This window comes from Arthrobacter sp. B0316-5-4 (assembly GCF_059090325.1).
Map to the genome: position 1 here is coordinate 588976 of NZ_JBNHFN010000004.1, position 14363 is coordinate 603338.

Here is a 14363-nt window from a genome sequence, read left to right on the forward strand (position 1 = left end):
GATTCGTTGCTCAGCTGTGCACCGCCGTCGAATCGTCCACCGCGGTCTCTTGCTCACCTGCGAACTGCGACATGTACAACCGGTAGTACGCGCCCTGCAGTGTGAGCAGGTGTGCGTGGTTGCCTTGTTCCACGATCTTGCCGTTCTCCATGACCAGGATGGTATCGGCGTCGCGGATGGTGGAGAGCCGGTGCGCAATAACGAAGCTCGTCCGGTCCGTGCGCAGGGCCGCCATGGCCTTCTGCAGCAACAGCTCCGTACGGGTATCCACGGAACTGGTGGCTTCGTCCAGGATGAGCAACGAAGGATCGGAGACGAAGGCACGGGCGATGGTGATGAGCTGCTTCTCACCGGCACTGACGTTGCTGCCTTCTTCGTCGATGATCGTTTGGTAGCCGTCAGGCAGCGCACGCACGAACCGGTCCACGTAGGTGGCCTTGGCCGCCTCCATGATCTGGTCCTCCGTGGCGTCCAGCTTGCCGTACTTGATGTTGTCGTAGATGGTTCCACCGAAAAGCCAGGCATCCTGAAGCACCATGCCCACCTTGGATCGCAGCTCCGCGCGGCTGAGGTCCTTGATGTCCACGCCGTCCAGGGTGATGCGGCCGGCGTTGAGCTCGTAGAAACGCATGACGAGGTTGACCAGGGTGGTCTTGCCCGCACCTGTTGGTCCGACGATCGCTACCGTATGCCCTGGCTCAGCGCTGAACGAGAGGTCCTCGATCAGTGGCTTATCCTCCACATAGCTGAACGAGACGTGCTCGAACTCAACGTGGCCGTCGGTCTTGGCGGGCAGATGGCGTGTGCCGGTCTCTTCGATTTCTTCATCGGCATCGAGGAACTCGAAGACCCGCTCGGCAGAGGCAACGCCGGACTGCAGCATGTTGGCCATACCGGCGATCTGGCCGAGGGGCTGGGTGAATTCGCGCGAGTACTGGATAAAGGCGGTGGCGTCACCCAGGCTCATTGAACCCGACGCGACCCGCAGGCCGCCCACTACGGCGATGCCAACGTAGGACAGGTAGGACACAAAGTTCATGGCCGGGAAGATCACGCCGGAGACGAACTGGGCGCCGAATGATGCCTTGTAGAGTTCATCGTTCTTCTCATCGAAGCGCTCCAGCATGTCTGCGTCGCGGCCGAATACCTTCACGAGGTCGTGGCCGGAGAACGATTCCTCGATCTGGCCGTTCAAAGCGCCGGTGTTCTTCCACTGTGCCGCGAAGAGTTTCTGGCTACGGGCACCGATGACGCCTGCCAGGATGCCGGAAAGAGGCAGTGCGATCAACGCGATCAGCGCCAATTCCCAGGAAACGATGAACATCATGACCGTGATGCCCAGCACGGTGAGCACGGAGCTGACCAGCTGGGAGAAGGCCTGCTGCAGACCTTGCTGGACGTTGTCGACGTCGTTGGTCACGCGGGACAGGATGTCGCCACGCTGGCGGGTGTCGAAGTAGTTCAACGGGAGCCTGTTGAGCTTGGCCTGGACATCGTTGCGGAGCTTCTTGATGACCCGCATGACGATCCTGTTGAGCAACCAGCCCTGTGCCCACAGGAAGATGTTGGCTACGAAGTACATCAAGAGAACGATCGAGATCAGGAACGTCAACTTGGGAAAATCGATGCCGTTGGTGAGGTGCATCTTGGAGACCATGTCCGCATAGTTGTTCTGGCCTTGCTGGCGCATGAGCTCTACGAACTGTTCCTGCGAGACACCCTGGGGAACCTGTTTGCCCAAGACGCCACCGAAGATGACATCCATGGCACTGCCGAGGACCTTGGGGGCGATGACGTTGAGGACCACCGAGACCACCACCAGGCCGATCACGATGTACACGCCGACACTCTCGGGTTTCAGCAGGCCCATAAGCCGCTTGGCCGACGGCCAGAACGCCTTGGCCTTCTTCGCCGGAACGTCGCCGAACATGCCGCCGTCAGCCTCTGTAGGGACGTATTCCTCCTCAACGAAGTCTTCGTCCTCGAGCATTTCGGTTGCGACCTCGGCCTCGGCTGTCGCCTTGGCGTTCTTCGCGGCTTCTGCCTTGGCAGCCCAGCCGCGCTTCTTCTGCTGGTTCTGCTCGCTCATGCCACTTCCTCCACGCTCAGCTGGGATTCAACGATTTCCTGGTACGTGGGGGACGTTTCCAGCAGTTCGTCGTGCGTTCCGCGGTCCACGATCCGGCCGTTGTCCAGGACCAGGATCTCGTCGGCGTCTGCGATGGTGGAGACGCGCTGGGCCACGATGATGACCGTGGCGTCCCTCGTCTTGGCCTTCAGCGCCTTCCGGAGCCTGGCATCGGTGGCAACGTCCAGGGCCGAGAACGAATCATCGAACAGGTAGACGTTCGGTTTGGTGACCAATGCCCTGGCAATCGACAGTCGCTGGCGCTGCCCGCCGGACACGTTGGTTCCGCCTTGCGCGATGCGCCGGTTCAAGCCGGACGACTTCTCCTCGACAAAGCCCTTGGCCTGCGCGGTTTCCAGCGCCTCCCACAGTTCCTCGTCGGTTGCTTCCGGCTTGCCGAAACGAAGGTTGTGCTCGATGGTGCCGGAGAACAGATACGGCTTCTGCGGAACAGCCGAGACCCGGCTGGTGATCTCCGAGGCATCCATCTGGGTGACGGGTACGCCGTCGAGCAGTACGTCACCCGAAGCGACGTCGTAAAGCCGCGGAAGCAGCGAAACCAGGGTGGTCTTGCCGGCGCCAGTGGAACCAATGATGGCCAGGGTCTTACCCGGCTCTGCGGTGAAGGAAATGTTGCTCAGCACGGGTGCCTCAGCGCCGGGGTACTTGAAGGTGACGTCGCGGAACTCGACACGTCCCTTCTTCTCAGCAGGCACCACCGGGGAGGTGGGGTTGTGGATGGAAGGCTCGACGTCGAGCACCTCGCCGATGCGGTCGGCGCAGACGGAGGCACGCGGAATCATCATGGCCATGAAGGTACCCATCATGACGGCCATGAGGATCTGGAGCAGGTACTGGAGGAACGCCGTGAGCGCACCGACCTGCATGTCGCCGGAGTCCACGCGCTGGCCACCGAACCACAGCACAGCTGCCGTGGAGAGGTGCAGGATCATCCCGATGGCCGGGAACATCAGGACGAACAGGTTGCCGATCTTCACGGACACTGCCGTCAATTCGTCGTTGGCATCACCGAAGCGTTTGGCCTCGTGGGGCTCACGTACGAAGGCACGCACCACGCGGATGCCGATGATCTGCTCGCGGAGCACGCCGTTGATGGCGTCGATCTTGGTCTGCATGGAGCGGAACAAGGGCATCAGGCGGACCACCAGGTAGCCCACTACTGCGACGAGGACCGGAACTGAGACCCAGACAAGCCAGGAGAGGCTGAGGTCCTCGCGGAGTGCCATGATGATGCCGCCAACACACATAATGGGCGTCGAAACCATGAAGTTCAGGCCCATGAGCACCAGCATCTGGACTTGCTGGACGTCGTTAGTGCCGCGGGTAATCAGCGTAGGGGCACCGAACCGGTTGACGTCCTGTGCGGAGAAACTGCTGACCTGGCGGTAGACGCTGCGGCGAAGGTCGCGGCCGATGGCCATGGCAACCCGGGCACCAAAGTAGACGGCGATGATGGCAGCGAGCACCTGGCCGAGGGCCACCGCGAGCATGAGGGCGCCGGTTTGCCAGATGAAGTCGGTGTCCCCGCGGGAAACACCCTCATCGATGATCTTGGCGTTGAGGCTGGGGAGGTAGAGCGTGGCAATGGTGGACGCCAGCTGAAAGAACAGCACGGCCACTATCTGCGGCAAATACGGCTTGGAATAGCGCCGTATAAGGGTGACAAGCATGCCCACGGGTCCTTAGAAAGAGTGCGTGAATGAGATAAGAAGAAGTTTGGCAGCAAGGGCTGACAGTATTAGCCTCCCCACTGTACGAAATCCTTTGCTGCGGCGAAACAACCTACGGAAAAGATCATCCCAGCGGAGTATTTCCCGTGTCGCGGAGGCGCAGACACGCCGCAGTGGGACCAGTGGAGACCAGTTGGGCAGGACCACACATGCAAAAGCGCCGGCTGGAATCCCAGTCGGCGCCCTTGCTCCGGCCCTTGTTCGCTACACCCCGCGAACTACGCCGTGGGGGTACGAACAAGAGCCGGATCTATGAGTCGTTAGCCTGCGTGCTTGCCGTGGTCCGCACGGGCTTCAGCGCCCTGGAGAAGCAGCAGTGCCATGCGTTCCTGTTGCCTGCGTTCGCGCTTGAGCTCCTTGCGGATGGCTGCCAGCTCTTCGGCCGTGGTGGCCTGTTGCTGCGCGATCGCTTGCTGCTCCCGCAAGCGTGCCTGGAGTTCAACGTTGGCGCGGCTGAGCTGCAATTGCTGTTCGGCCAGGACGTACTGCGTCCGGGACAGCTGCTCCTGGACTTCCTTGACGTCACCAGCGGCGTGGGGCCGTTCCTGGGTGAGGATCCGGGCAAACTCCAGGTCCAGGTCGGATCCGGAATCCTGCTTCGGAATCTGGCGTTCCGCCCCACCAGCCGGGCGTTCGGCACCCAGGCCGCTGCCGCCGTCGTCGGTCTTTACCGCGTCCAGGGACGAGGTGTCCAGGGACATTCCGGCGTCGCCGGAAGCCGTGGCGATCAGTTCCTTTTCGGGAGCGGCATCAACCGTGCGGCGCAGTGGGCGTTCCTTGATGAACAGCACGGCCAGGAGGGCCACCACACTGATGATCGCGGAAATAAGGAAGATCTGTGCGGTTGCGTCACCGTAGGCAGCGCGCATGATCTCGGCGATGGGAGCAGGCATATCGGCCAGGTCCATGCTGGCTCCGGACCCGCCACCCTGGACGGGAATGCCAGCAGCGGCCATTCCTTCCACGGCAAGGTCCTTCACGTGGTTGGACATGATGGCACCGAGGACGGAGACGCCGATCGCGCCACCCACCGACCGGAAGAACGCCACCGAAGCGCTGGCCGTTCCGATGTCCTTGGCCTGGACGGTGTTCTGTACGGCCAGCACCAGGTTCTGCATCAGCATGCCCAAGCCGAGGCCGAACACGCCGGTGTAGATGGCAACGATCCACAGTTCCGTGGTGTGGTCCATGGTGCCGGCGAAGGCCAGACCACCGATGAGCAGCACCGAACCTGCGATCAGGAACCGCTTCCACTTACCAAAGCGGCTGATCAGGATACCCGATGCTACCGAACCAATAAGGTTGCCCGCGATCATGGGCAACGTCAGCAGGCCGGCCTCGGTAGGCGTGGCGCCGCGGGCCACCTGGAAGTACTGGCCCAGGAAGGTGGAGGAACCGAACATGGCGATACCGACGGCGATCGACGCAACGATGGCCAGTGCGGTGGTGCGCTCGGAGATGATCTTCAGCGGGATGATCGGCTGGGCAACCTTGGTTTCCACGAACACCAGGAGGGCAAGCAAGGCTACGCCGCCTCCGACCATGAGCGCGGACTGCCAGGAGAACCAGTCGTAGTAGTCCGGGTTGCCGGCGAAGGAAACCCAGATCAGCAGCAGGCTGACGCCCGAGGTGAGGAGGATGGAACCGAGCCAGTCGATCTTGGCGGGGCGCTTGATGTGCTCAATCTTGAGGGTGATCTGGAGGAGGATGAGTGCCACAACGGCCAAGGGAACACAGACGAAGAACGTCCAGCGCCAGCCGAGCGGGCTGTCAACAATGAAGCCACCCAGCAGCGGGCCGCCGGCGGTGCCGACTGCCATGACAGCACCCATGTAACCGGAGTACTTTCCGCGGTCGCGCGGCGGGATCATGGAGCCGATGATCGCCTGCGCCAGGGCGGTCAGGCCACCCATCGCAATACCTTGGATGACGCGTGCGGTCAGCAGCAGCGGGATGGTCTCGGACAGGCCGGCCATGACCGAGCCCGCCACGAAGATGATGATGCTCAACTGGACCAGGAGCTTCTTGTCGAAGAGGTCAGCGAGCTTGCCCCAGATGGGCGTGGTGGCGGCGTTCGCCAGGAGCGCTGCCGTGATGACCCACGCGAAGTCGGTCTGGGTGCCCTTGAGCTCGGACATGATGGTTGGCAGTGCGTTGGCGACGATCGTGCTGCTGAGGATCGCCGTGAAGAAAGCCGCGAGGAGGCCGGTCAGGGCTTCCATGATCTGCCGGTGCGTCATGGGCGCGGCAGCATTTGCTACGGCGCCCACCGCCGTCGGGGTTTGTGTTGGTTTAGCCATTCCGGGCTCCTAAGCTGTCTGGTTTGTTGTGATGGAGCCGGCCGCCGTTGCCCGGATTGAGTCCTTGAGGGACTCCGTGAGTTTGTTGATCACCTGGGAGGCCTCGAGGGCGTCAGCCTCGCTCCAATCCGCCAGGTAATCCCGCAGTCTCACGCTGCGTTGTTCTTCGAATTCGTGCAGCTTGGCTGCACCCTTTTCGGTGAGGGCCAGGAGTTGCGCCCTGCCGTCAGCCGGATCCGGACGACGGACCACAAAGCCGAGCTCTTCGAGCTCCGCGATGTGCCGGCTCAGGACCGGAGCGCTGACCCCTAAGCGCGAAGCGAGGTGCGTTGCGCGGGCCTCCCCCTCGCCGATGAACCGCATGACACCCTGGACCGCCATTCCGACGTCGGGAACGCGGGCCATGTGGGCGGTCACCACGCAACGCAGTGTTCGTTGGAGGTCGAAGATTTGATGAACAAGATCGGTTGCGGTGGCAGAACCGACGGACATGGAGACACACCCCTTTTTTGTTTGCCTAAAGCAACTATAACCCATATTGATTGCTTTGGGAAACTAATGATGAGGGCGGCTGGAGGTCGCGGCGTCACCCCACAACGCAATCAGCCCCCGCACAGGTTCTGTGCGGGGGCTGATTGCTTGGCGTTTCTAGTCGTCCAGGTGGGTGGGGCCGAACATCTTCAGCAACGTCTCAACCACGACGACGTTGGGTCCGTCCGCTTCGAAGGACGCCTTAAGCGCGTCCCCCACTTCCTCGGGGGCTACCCGACGGGCCGGGACGCCGAAGGACTCGGCCAACTTCACGAAGTCCGGACGGGCAAGCTCGGTGGCCGTGGCCTGCCCGAAGGCACCCACCATGTATTCACGGAGGATGCCGTAGCCGCCGTCGTCCACGATCAACCAGGTAACCGGGACGTTGTGCTGCTTCGCGGTGGCGAGCTCGGAGATGGAGTACATGGATGAACCGTCACCGGACACGGCGAGTACCCTGCTGGGTTTACCCGTGGTTTCCAAGCCGACTGCTCCACCGATGGCGGCCGGGAACCCGTAACCGAGGCCGCCCGCGCCCTGCGCTGAGTGGAACTGGCCCTGCCGGGCGTCCCAGCAGCTCCAGCCCCAGTATGCGGAGATGGTCATGTCCCAGAACGTCTGCATGTCAGCCGGCACAGCCTCGCGGATGTCCGACATGAACTTCAGTTCCTTGGCCAGGTCCTGGGATTCCAACCGTGCCTTGACCTTTGCCAGGGACTCTTTGACCACGTCTTCCGGGCTGATTCCGTGCCAATCCCGCCGTGCTGCATCCGCCGCTCCCGCTGCTGCGAGCGCTTCGTCCAGCGCGGCGAGTGCCTGTCCGGCGTCGGCGCGGATACCCAAACCAGGACGGTTGGACTCCAGGACGCGTGGTTCGGCGTCGATCTGGATGATGCGGCCGCGCGGTTCGAAGGTGAAGTAGTTGGAGGTCACTTCACCCAGGGAGGAGCCGATCACGATCAGGACATCGGCGTCTTCCAGGACATCGGTCATGTACCGGTCCTCGATCCAGGACTGCAGGGACAGCTCGTGGGTCCAAGGGAAGGCACCGTTGCCGCCGGGAGTACAGATGACCGGGGCCCGCAGCTGCTCGGCGATGGACAGCAACGATTTCTCGGCCCGGCCACGGCGGGTACCGCCGCCTGCGATGATCGCCGGACGTTCCGCCGTCGAAAGCCACTTCACGGCTTCCCGGATCAGCTCGACGCGAGGCGGGTTGTCGAAGGCTTCGGCCAGGGCGTCTTCCACCGGCGGGACCATGATGGGATCGAGCAGGACGTTCTGCGGGATCTCGATCCACACCGGACCCTGCGGCGAGGAACTCGCCTCGGTCCAGGCGTCCTGGATGGCCGACGGAATGCCGGAAGCGTGCTGGATCAGGCGCTGGCTCTTGGTGACGTTCGCGGCCGAAGCCTTCTGGTCATCGAGCTGGTGCAGCATGCCTTTGCGGCGTGCGCCCAGGCCGTCGAGCGGGATCTGGCTGGCAACAACAACCATGGGAACACCCGTGGCGTATGCCTCCTGGAGGCCGGCAAGGGACGTCAGCGCGCCCGGACCCGTAGACAGGAACAGCACACCCACCTCACCCGTGGCGCGGGAATAACCGTCAGCGGCGAACGCCGAGTTGTTCTCCACCCGGGAGGAAACGAAATGCAGGTTGCCGCGGCCCATGGCGTCAAAGAGGCCCAGCGCATGCTGGCCCGGGATACCGAAAACAGTCTTCGCACCCAGCGCCTCGAGGGTCTCGACGACGAGGTCCCCGCCATTGCGCTGGTTGGTCCCCTTGGTGGGGGCTGCCGTGCCCGGATCGAAATCGATCATCGCTGGTCTCCCGAGGCTTTTGCGAGTTCCTCGATGCGGGCGCCGAGTGCCTGCTGCGCGTAGCCGTTGGGGGCGCCCAGCCGATCGCCTTCGACGGCGTTGTCTGCCATCAGGGTGACGAGCTCGTAGGCGACGTGGCTGCCGGCAACACCGGTGATCTCCGCATGGTCGTAGGCGGGAGCAACTTCGACGATGTCCGCGCCAACAAGGTTCATTCCGCGGAAACCCCGGATGATTTCGAGGAGTTCACGGCTGCTGATCCCGCCGGCCTCGGGAGTGCCGGTGCCAGGTGCGTGCGCGGGATCCAGGACGTCAATGTCCACGGAGATGTACAGGGGACGGTTGCCGATGCGGTCACGAATCTTCGCGACCGTTTCCAGGACGCCCTGGTAGTAGACGTCCGCGGAGGTGACGATTCCGAACCCGAAGCGGTGGTCGTCGTCGAGGTCCTTCTTGCCGTAAAGCGGACCGCGGGTACCCACGTGGCTAATGGCTTCCGTGTCCAGGATGCCCTCTTCCACGGCACGGCGGAACGGGGTGCCGTGGGTGTACTCCGCGCCGAAGTACGTGTCCCAGGTATCCAGGTGTGCGTCGAAGTGGAGCATGGCGATGGGTTCGCCGGCGCGCTCGGCCGCGGCGCGAAGCAGCGGCAGGGCAATGGTGTGGTCGCCACCGAGGGTAACCAGCTTGCTGCCGTTGGCGGTGAGGTCCAGGGCGTTCTGCTGAATGGTCTCGATGGCCTCGTTGATGTTGAAGGGGTTCACGGCCATGTCGCCAGCGTCGGCGACCTGGATGTTTTCAAACGGGCTGACATCCCACGCAGGGTTGTAGGGGCGCAGCAGGCGGCTGGCCTCACGAACGTGGTTGGCGCCGAAGCGCGCGCCCGGGCGGTACGAGACGCCTGAGTCGAAGGGAACGCCCACAACAGTGACGTCAGCCTTGGCGACCTGGTCAAGGCGGGGCAGGCGGGCATAGGTGGCGGCACCGGCATAGCGCGGGATGCGGGACGAATCGATGGGGCCAAGGTTGCCGTTGGCCTCAATACGGAGCTCTTCCAAAATGCGCCACTCCTTAGTGGATCGGGGGTGAATCAGTGACTGTGACACCCATCATACACTCGAAGTTGCCTAATAAGCATCAGTTGTTTACAACTTTCGGAAGACGTGAGACGCCCATCACAGCGGGCGTAAAGATTCCATAAAAACGGGGGTGCCGGCGTCGAAGGCGGTCCTACGCTCGACCGGGAGCAGCACCGTGCTGCGCGAAAGGACACCGTGACCACCCTGTCGAGGCCTCCGGCCGATCCGGCCAACCGGCCAAAAGATTCCTTCAAGCTCAAACCCTGGCTGCTGGAAGGAATGCCGGACACCTCAGGCAAGCGGCAAGGCCCCCACGGCCGCCCCTCGGAGTCGCACAAGCCGCAGGCCTGGTGGAAGGTCATGTGCCTCACCGGCCTGGACTACTTCTCCACGCTTGGCTATCAGCCCGCCATCGCCGCGTTGGCGGCAGGCCTGCTCTCTCCGCTGGCAACGCTGCTCCTGGTTGTCGCAACCTTGGCCGGCGCCCTGCCCGTATACCGGAGGGTGGCGAAGGAAAGCCCCCGCGGTGAAGGTTCCATTGCCATGCTGGAGCGCCTCCTCCCCCGCTGGAGCGGCAAGCTCTTCGTCCTGGCGCTCCTGGGCTTCGCTGCTACCGACTTCATGATCACCATCACCCTGTCCGCGGCCGACGCCACGGCCCACCTCATCGAAAACCCGTTCGCCCCGGACTTCCTTGAGGGGCAACACGTCGTCATCACCTTGGCACTGATTGCAGGTTTGGGCGTGGTCTTCCTTCGCGGCTTCAAAGAGGCCATTAACGTCGCCGTCGTCCTGGTAGCCGCGTTCCTGGCACTGAACCTGGTAGTGATCACCATTTCCCTGGGGCACGTCTTCACCGAGGCACACGTCATCACCGACTGGTGGACAGCACTGACAACGTCGCACGGCGACCCCATCATGATGGTTGCCCTGGCGCTCCTGGTCTTCCCGCGGCTCGCCCTGGGCCTGTCCGGCTTCGAGACCGGGGTAGCCGTCATGCCGCAGATCAAGGGTCACCCATCCGATACTGAAGCCAATCCCGCCGGACGGATCAAGGGCGCCCATCGGCTCCTGACCACCGCAGCCATCATCATGAGCTCATTCCTGATTACCTCCAGTTTCACTACGGTGATGCTTATCCCGGCGGCCGAATTCGAAGCCGGGGGCAAAGCCGAAGGCCGCGCACTTGCCTACCTCGCCCACAAGTTCCTTGGCGACGGCTTCGGAACGGTCTACGACATCAGCACCATCGCGATCCTCTGGTTCGCCGGCGCATCCGCCATGGCAGGCTTGCTCAACCTCGTCCCGCGCTACCTTCCCCGCTACGGAATGGCTCCCGCATGGGCACGGGCCCTTCGCCCGCTGGTCCTGGTCTTCACCGTGATCGCCTTCATTGTGACCATCATTTTCCAGGCCGACGTCAACGCCCAGGGTGGGGCATATGCCACCGGCGTCCTGGTCCTGATTACTTCCGCTTCCATCGCGGTGACCCTTTCGGCACGGCGCAAGAAGCAGCGGGCCCAGTTCATCGGCTTCGGCATCATCTCCCTGGTCTTCGTCTACACCACAGTGGTCAACTCCATCGAACGACCGGACGGCCTGAAAATCGCAGCCCTCTTCATCCTGGGCATCATGGTGGTCAGCTTCATCTCCCGCATGCGCCGCGCGTTCGAACTACGGGCCACGCACATCAAACTGGATGAGAAAGCGTTGGAGTTCACGGCGAACCACGCCGAGGGTCCGGTCCGGATCATCGCCCACGAGCCCAAGCACCTGAGCGCCAGCCGTTACAAGGAGAAGCTCCAGCACGCCCAGCAGGCAAACCACCTTCCCGTGGACTGCGACGCAGTGTTCATTGAGATCATCGTGGACGACAGCTCCGACTTTGAGCAGGAACTGCAGGTGGTGGGCAAGGAGAGGCACGGCTTCAAGATCCTGGAAGTGCACAGTAACAACGTGCCCAATACCCTGGCCGCGGTTTTGCTGCACATCCGCGACGTCACCGGCTTCATGCCGCACATCTACTTCCGCTGGACCGAGGGAAACCCGATCTCCAACCTGAGCAGGTTCCTGTTCTTCGGCGAGGGCGAAATCGCGCCGGTCACCCGGGAAGTGCTGCGGGAAGCGGAACCGGACATCACCCGCCGGCCCTGGGTCCACGTGGGCTAGCCGGTCTCCCCAGCGCGGGGCCGCCCCCGGCTCCCCCAAACTACAGATAATGCCCATGTTTACGACAAACATGGGCATTAACTGTCATCTCGCGGAGGGAAGAACTACCGGCTCGCGGCCGGGACCAGCACCCAGAGCACTTCGACGGTTTCGTCCGTGGGGTTGATCCAGGTGTGGGGTTCCCGGCCCGGGAAGGAGAGCGTATCGCCTTCTGCGAGGTCGTATTCCTCATTGGTCAGGATGAGTTTGATCCGGCCCTTGACCACATGCAGGACATCCACATCGCAATCCACCGCGTACAGCTCGTTCTCGCCGCGGCCGCGGGGTTCGATGGTGGCCTGCAGGATCTGCAGGCGGCGCTCGGAGCGCGCAGTCAACAGGCGTTCCACTATTCCTTGGCCACCCAGGGAGATGCGGGGGCCGTCGTCGCGCTTTGTCAGGTGGGTTTCCGGCGCCGCGAACAAATCCCCTACGGAGACGGACAGAACCTGGCACAGGGTGACCAGGGACGCGACCGACGGCGATGTCAGGTCCCGCTCCACACGGCTAAGGAACCCTTTGGTGAGACCTGTAGCATCCGCCACTTGCTCGATGGTGAGGCGCTGCGCTTGCCGGGCTGCGCGGATTCTGGAACCGATGGCAACAGGAACGTTGCTTGGTTCAACGGGGAGAGCCTTCATTCACGAACCTTTCAGGCCTGTCATGTGGCCCTGTCATTGGAGCAATAGTAGCCGGATCGCGCAAAACAGTAGCCAGAAACGACGGAAGCATGTCGTAAGCATCTTGACTGTTACTCCGATCACAACATATCCTCAGAGGCAACAAGTGTTGTCTGTGAGGCATACAACACCTCCCCCAATCTCCAATCGTCAGCACGGAGACTTCGACCCTTCGCAGGAGTATCGTCGAAATCCCCAACCTCCGTGCATCAGCTCCAAGGACCGTTCATGGAATCTTCGGCTATTAACATCGCAATCGTGGTGGTGTACCTGCTCGCCATGCTGGCGTTCGGCTGGTGGGGCAAGTCCCGCACCAAGAACAACAGCGACTTCCTGGTGGCCGGCCGCCGCCTTGGCCCCTTCCTTTACACAGGCACCATGGCCGCGGTGGTCCTCGGTGGCGCATCCACCGTCGGCGGCGTCGGCCTGGGCTACAAATTCGGCATTTCCGGCATGTGGCTGGTCGTTGCCATCGGCGCCGGTGTGCTGCTGCTCAGCCTGCTCTTCGCCGGCACCATCCAACGCCTGAAGATCTACACCGTCTCCCAGATGCTCAGCCTCCGCTACGGCAGCAAGGCCACCCAGACGTCCGGAATCGTGATGCTCGCGTACACGCTGATGCTGTGCGCTACATCTACCGGTGCCTACGCCACCATCTTCGTTGTGCTCTTCGACTGGGAACGCTGGATGGCAATCGCTGTTGGCGGCGCAATCGTGCTGGTCTACTCAACCATCGGTGGCATGTGGTCCATCACCCTGGCCGACCAGGTGCAGTTCATCATCAAGACTGTGGGCATCTTCTTCCTGATGCTTCCGTTCGTCATGAACGCTGCCGGCGGCATGGACGGCATCCGTGGGCGCCTCGAAGACAGCTTCTTCCAGATCGACGGCATCGGCACCCAGACGATCATCACGTACTTTGTCGTCTACACCTTGGGCCTCCTGATCGGCCAGGACATCTGGCAGCGCGTCTTCACCGCCAAGACCCCCACCGTTGCACGCTGGGGCGGAGCCACGGCCGGTGTCTACTGCATCCTCTACGGCATCGCCGGCGCCTTCATTGGTCTCGCAGCACGCGTGGCACTGCCGGATATCGACGTCGCAAACCTCGGTAAGGACGTTGTGTACGCCGAGGTGGCAACCCACATCCTCCCCGTCGGCATCGGTGGCCTGGTGATGGCCGCGGCTGTCGCCGCCATGATGTCCACCGCCTCCGGCGCGCTGATCGCCGCCGCAACGGTTGCCCGCGCCGACGTCGTCCCGTTCGTGGCCAGCTGGTTCGGCAAGACCATCAACACCGATGACACGGAAAACCCCGAGCACGACGTCAAGGCCAACCGTTACTGGGTCCTGGGCCTGGGCATCGTTGCGGTCCTGATCTCCATGGCCGCGCAGGACGTGGTGGTAGCCCTCACCATCGCCTACGACATCCTGGTAGGTGGCCTCTTGGTCGCCATCCTCGGCGGCCTTGTCTGGAAGCGCGGAACAGGCATCGCGGCTGCATGGTCCATGGCAGTTGGCTCCGTGCTGACACTGGCCCTGCTGATCATGTTCGCAACCGGAGTCATCCCGAGCGAGGACGGCGTCTACGCCAACGAACCCATCTACTACGGCCTCGCCGCCTCGTTCGTCGCTTACGTGGTCATTTCGCTCCTCACGCCGCGCACTGACCCCGCAGTCCGGGCCGCCTGGGACAAGCGAGTGGCTGGCGCGATCTCCGACGAACTGCCGATCGAAGCACACCCGGTCAGCTCCAACAGGGCCAACTAACCCGAACGCGCAGGACAAAAGAAACAAAGCAACGCCCGACGGCGGCGCTCCCCTTGTCGGGGAGCGTCGCCGTTGTTGTGTCCCCGGCAGGTACA

9 protein-coding genes are annotated in these 14363 nt (G+C 62.8%); 2 read left to right on the top strand and 7 right to left on the bottom strand.

Annotation, left to right across the window (positions count from 1 at the left end; all coding sequences use genetic code 11):
• Nucleotides 1-10 precede the first annotated feature (10 nt).
• The 6 genes from AC5RU9_RS14705 to speB all read right to left on the bottom strand — a co-directional run bounded on the left by AC5RU9_RS14705 (nt 11) and on the right by speB (nt 9589).
• A complete protein-coding gene (locus AC5RU9_RS14705; RefSeq protein ID WP_283091496.1) occupies nt 11-2089 on the bottom strand; it encodes an ABC transporter ATP-binding protein in 2079 nt (692 codons plus the stop codon).
• Complete coding sequence (locus tag AC5RU9_RS14710; RefSeq protein ID WP_494017016.1) at nt 2086-3819, bottom strand: ABC transporter ATP-binding protein; 1734 nt, start codon at nt 3817-3819, stop codon at nt 2086-2088. The genes AC5RU9_RS14705 and AC5RU9_RS14710 overlap by 4 nt, the downstream gene beginning before the upstream one ends.
• Nucleotides 3820-4139: 320 nt before the next feature.
• Nucleotides 4140-6179, bottom strand: a complete 2040-nt coding sequence (locus AC5RU9_RS14715; protein WP_494017017.1) for an MFS transporter — start codon at nt 6177-6179, stop codon at nt 4140-4142.
• Between the two features lie 9 nt (nt 6180-6188).
• Nucleotides 6189-6671, bottom strand: a complete 483-nt coding sequence (locus AC5RU9_RS14720; RefSeq protein WP_211712927.1) for a MarR family winged helix-turn-helix transcriptional regulator — start codon at nt 6669-6671, stop codon at nt 6189-6191.
• A gap of 156 nt (nt 6672-6827) precedes the next feature.
• Complete coding sequence (locus AC5RU9_RS14725; RefSeq protein ID WP_494017018.1) at nt 6828-8531, bottom strand: thiamine pyrophosphate-binding protein; 1704 nt, start codon at nt 8529-8531, stop codon at nt 6828-6830.
• On the bottom strand, nt 8528-9589 hold the full coding sequence (gene speB, locus AC5RU9_RS14730; protein WP_211712925.1) for an agmatinase: 1062 nt from the start codon (nt 9587-9589) through the stop codon (nt 8528-8530). The genes AC5RU9_RS14725 and speB overlap by 4 nt, the downstream gene beginning before the upstream one ends.
• Before the next feature lie 216 nt (nt 9590-9805).
• Between speB and AC5RU9_RS14735 the strand changes: the two genes are divergently transcribed.
• Entirely contained in the window at nt 9806-11779 is a 1974-nt protein-coding gene (locus tag AC5RU9_RS14735) for an APC family permease (RefSeq protein WP_494017019.1), read from the top strand.
• Between the two features lie 104 nt (nt 11780-11883).
• Here the strand turns inward: AC5RU9_RS14735 and AC5RU9_RS14740 are convergent, their stop codons facing one another.
• Nucleotides 11884-12459 (bottom strand): helix-turn-helix domain-containing protein, encoded by a 576-nt coding sequence (locus tag AC5RU9_RS14740; RefSeq protein WP_235519052.1) that lies wholly within the window; start codon nt 12457-12459, stop codon nt 11884-11886.
• 267 nt (nt 12460-12726) lie between these two features.
• Between AC5RU9_RS14740 and AC5RU9_RS14745 the strand changes: the two genes are divergently transcribed.
• A complete protein-coding gene (locus tag AC5RU9_RS14745; RefSeq protein ID WP_494017020.1) occupies nt 12727-14268 on the top strand; it encodes a sodium:solute symporter family protein in 1542 nt (513 codons plus the stop codon).
• The last annotated feature ends 95 nt before the right edge of the window (nt 14269-14363 follow it).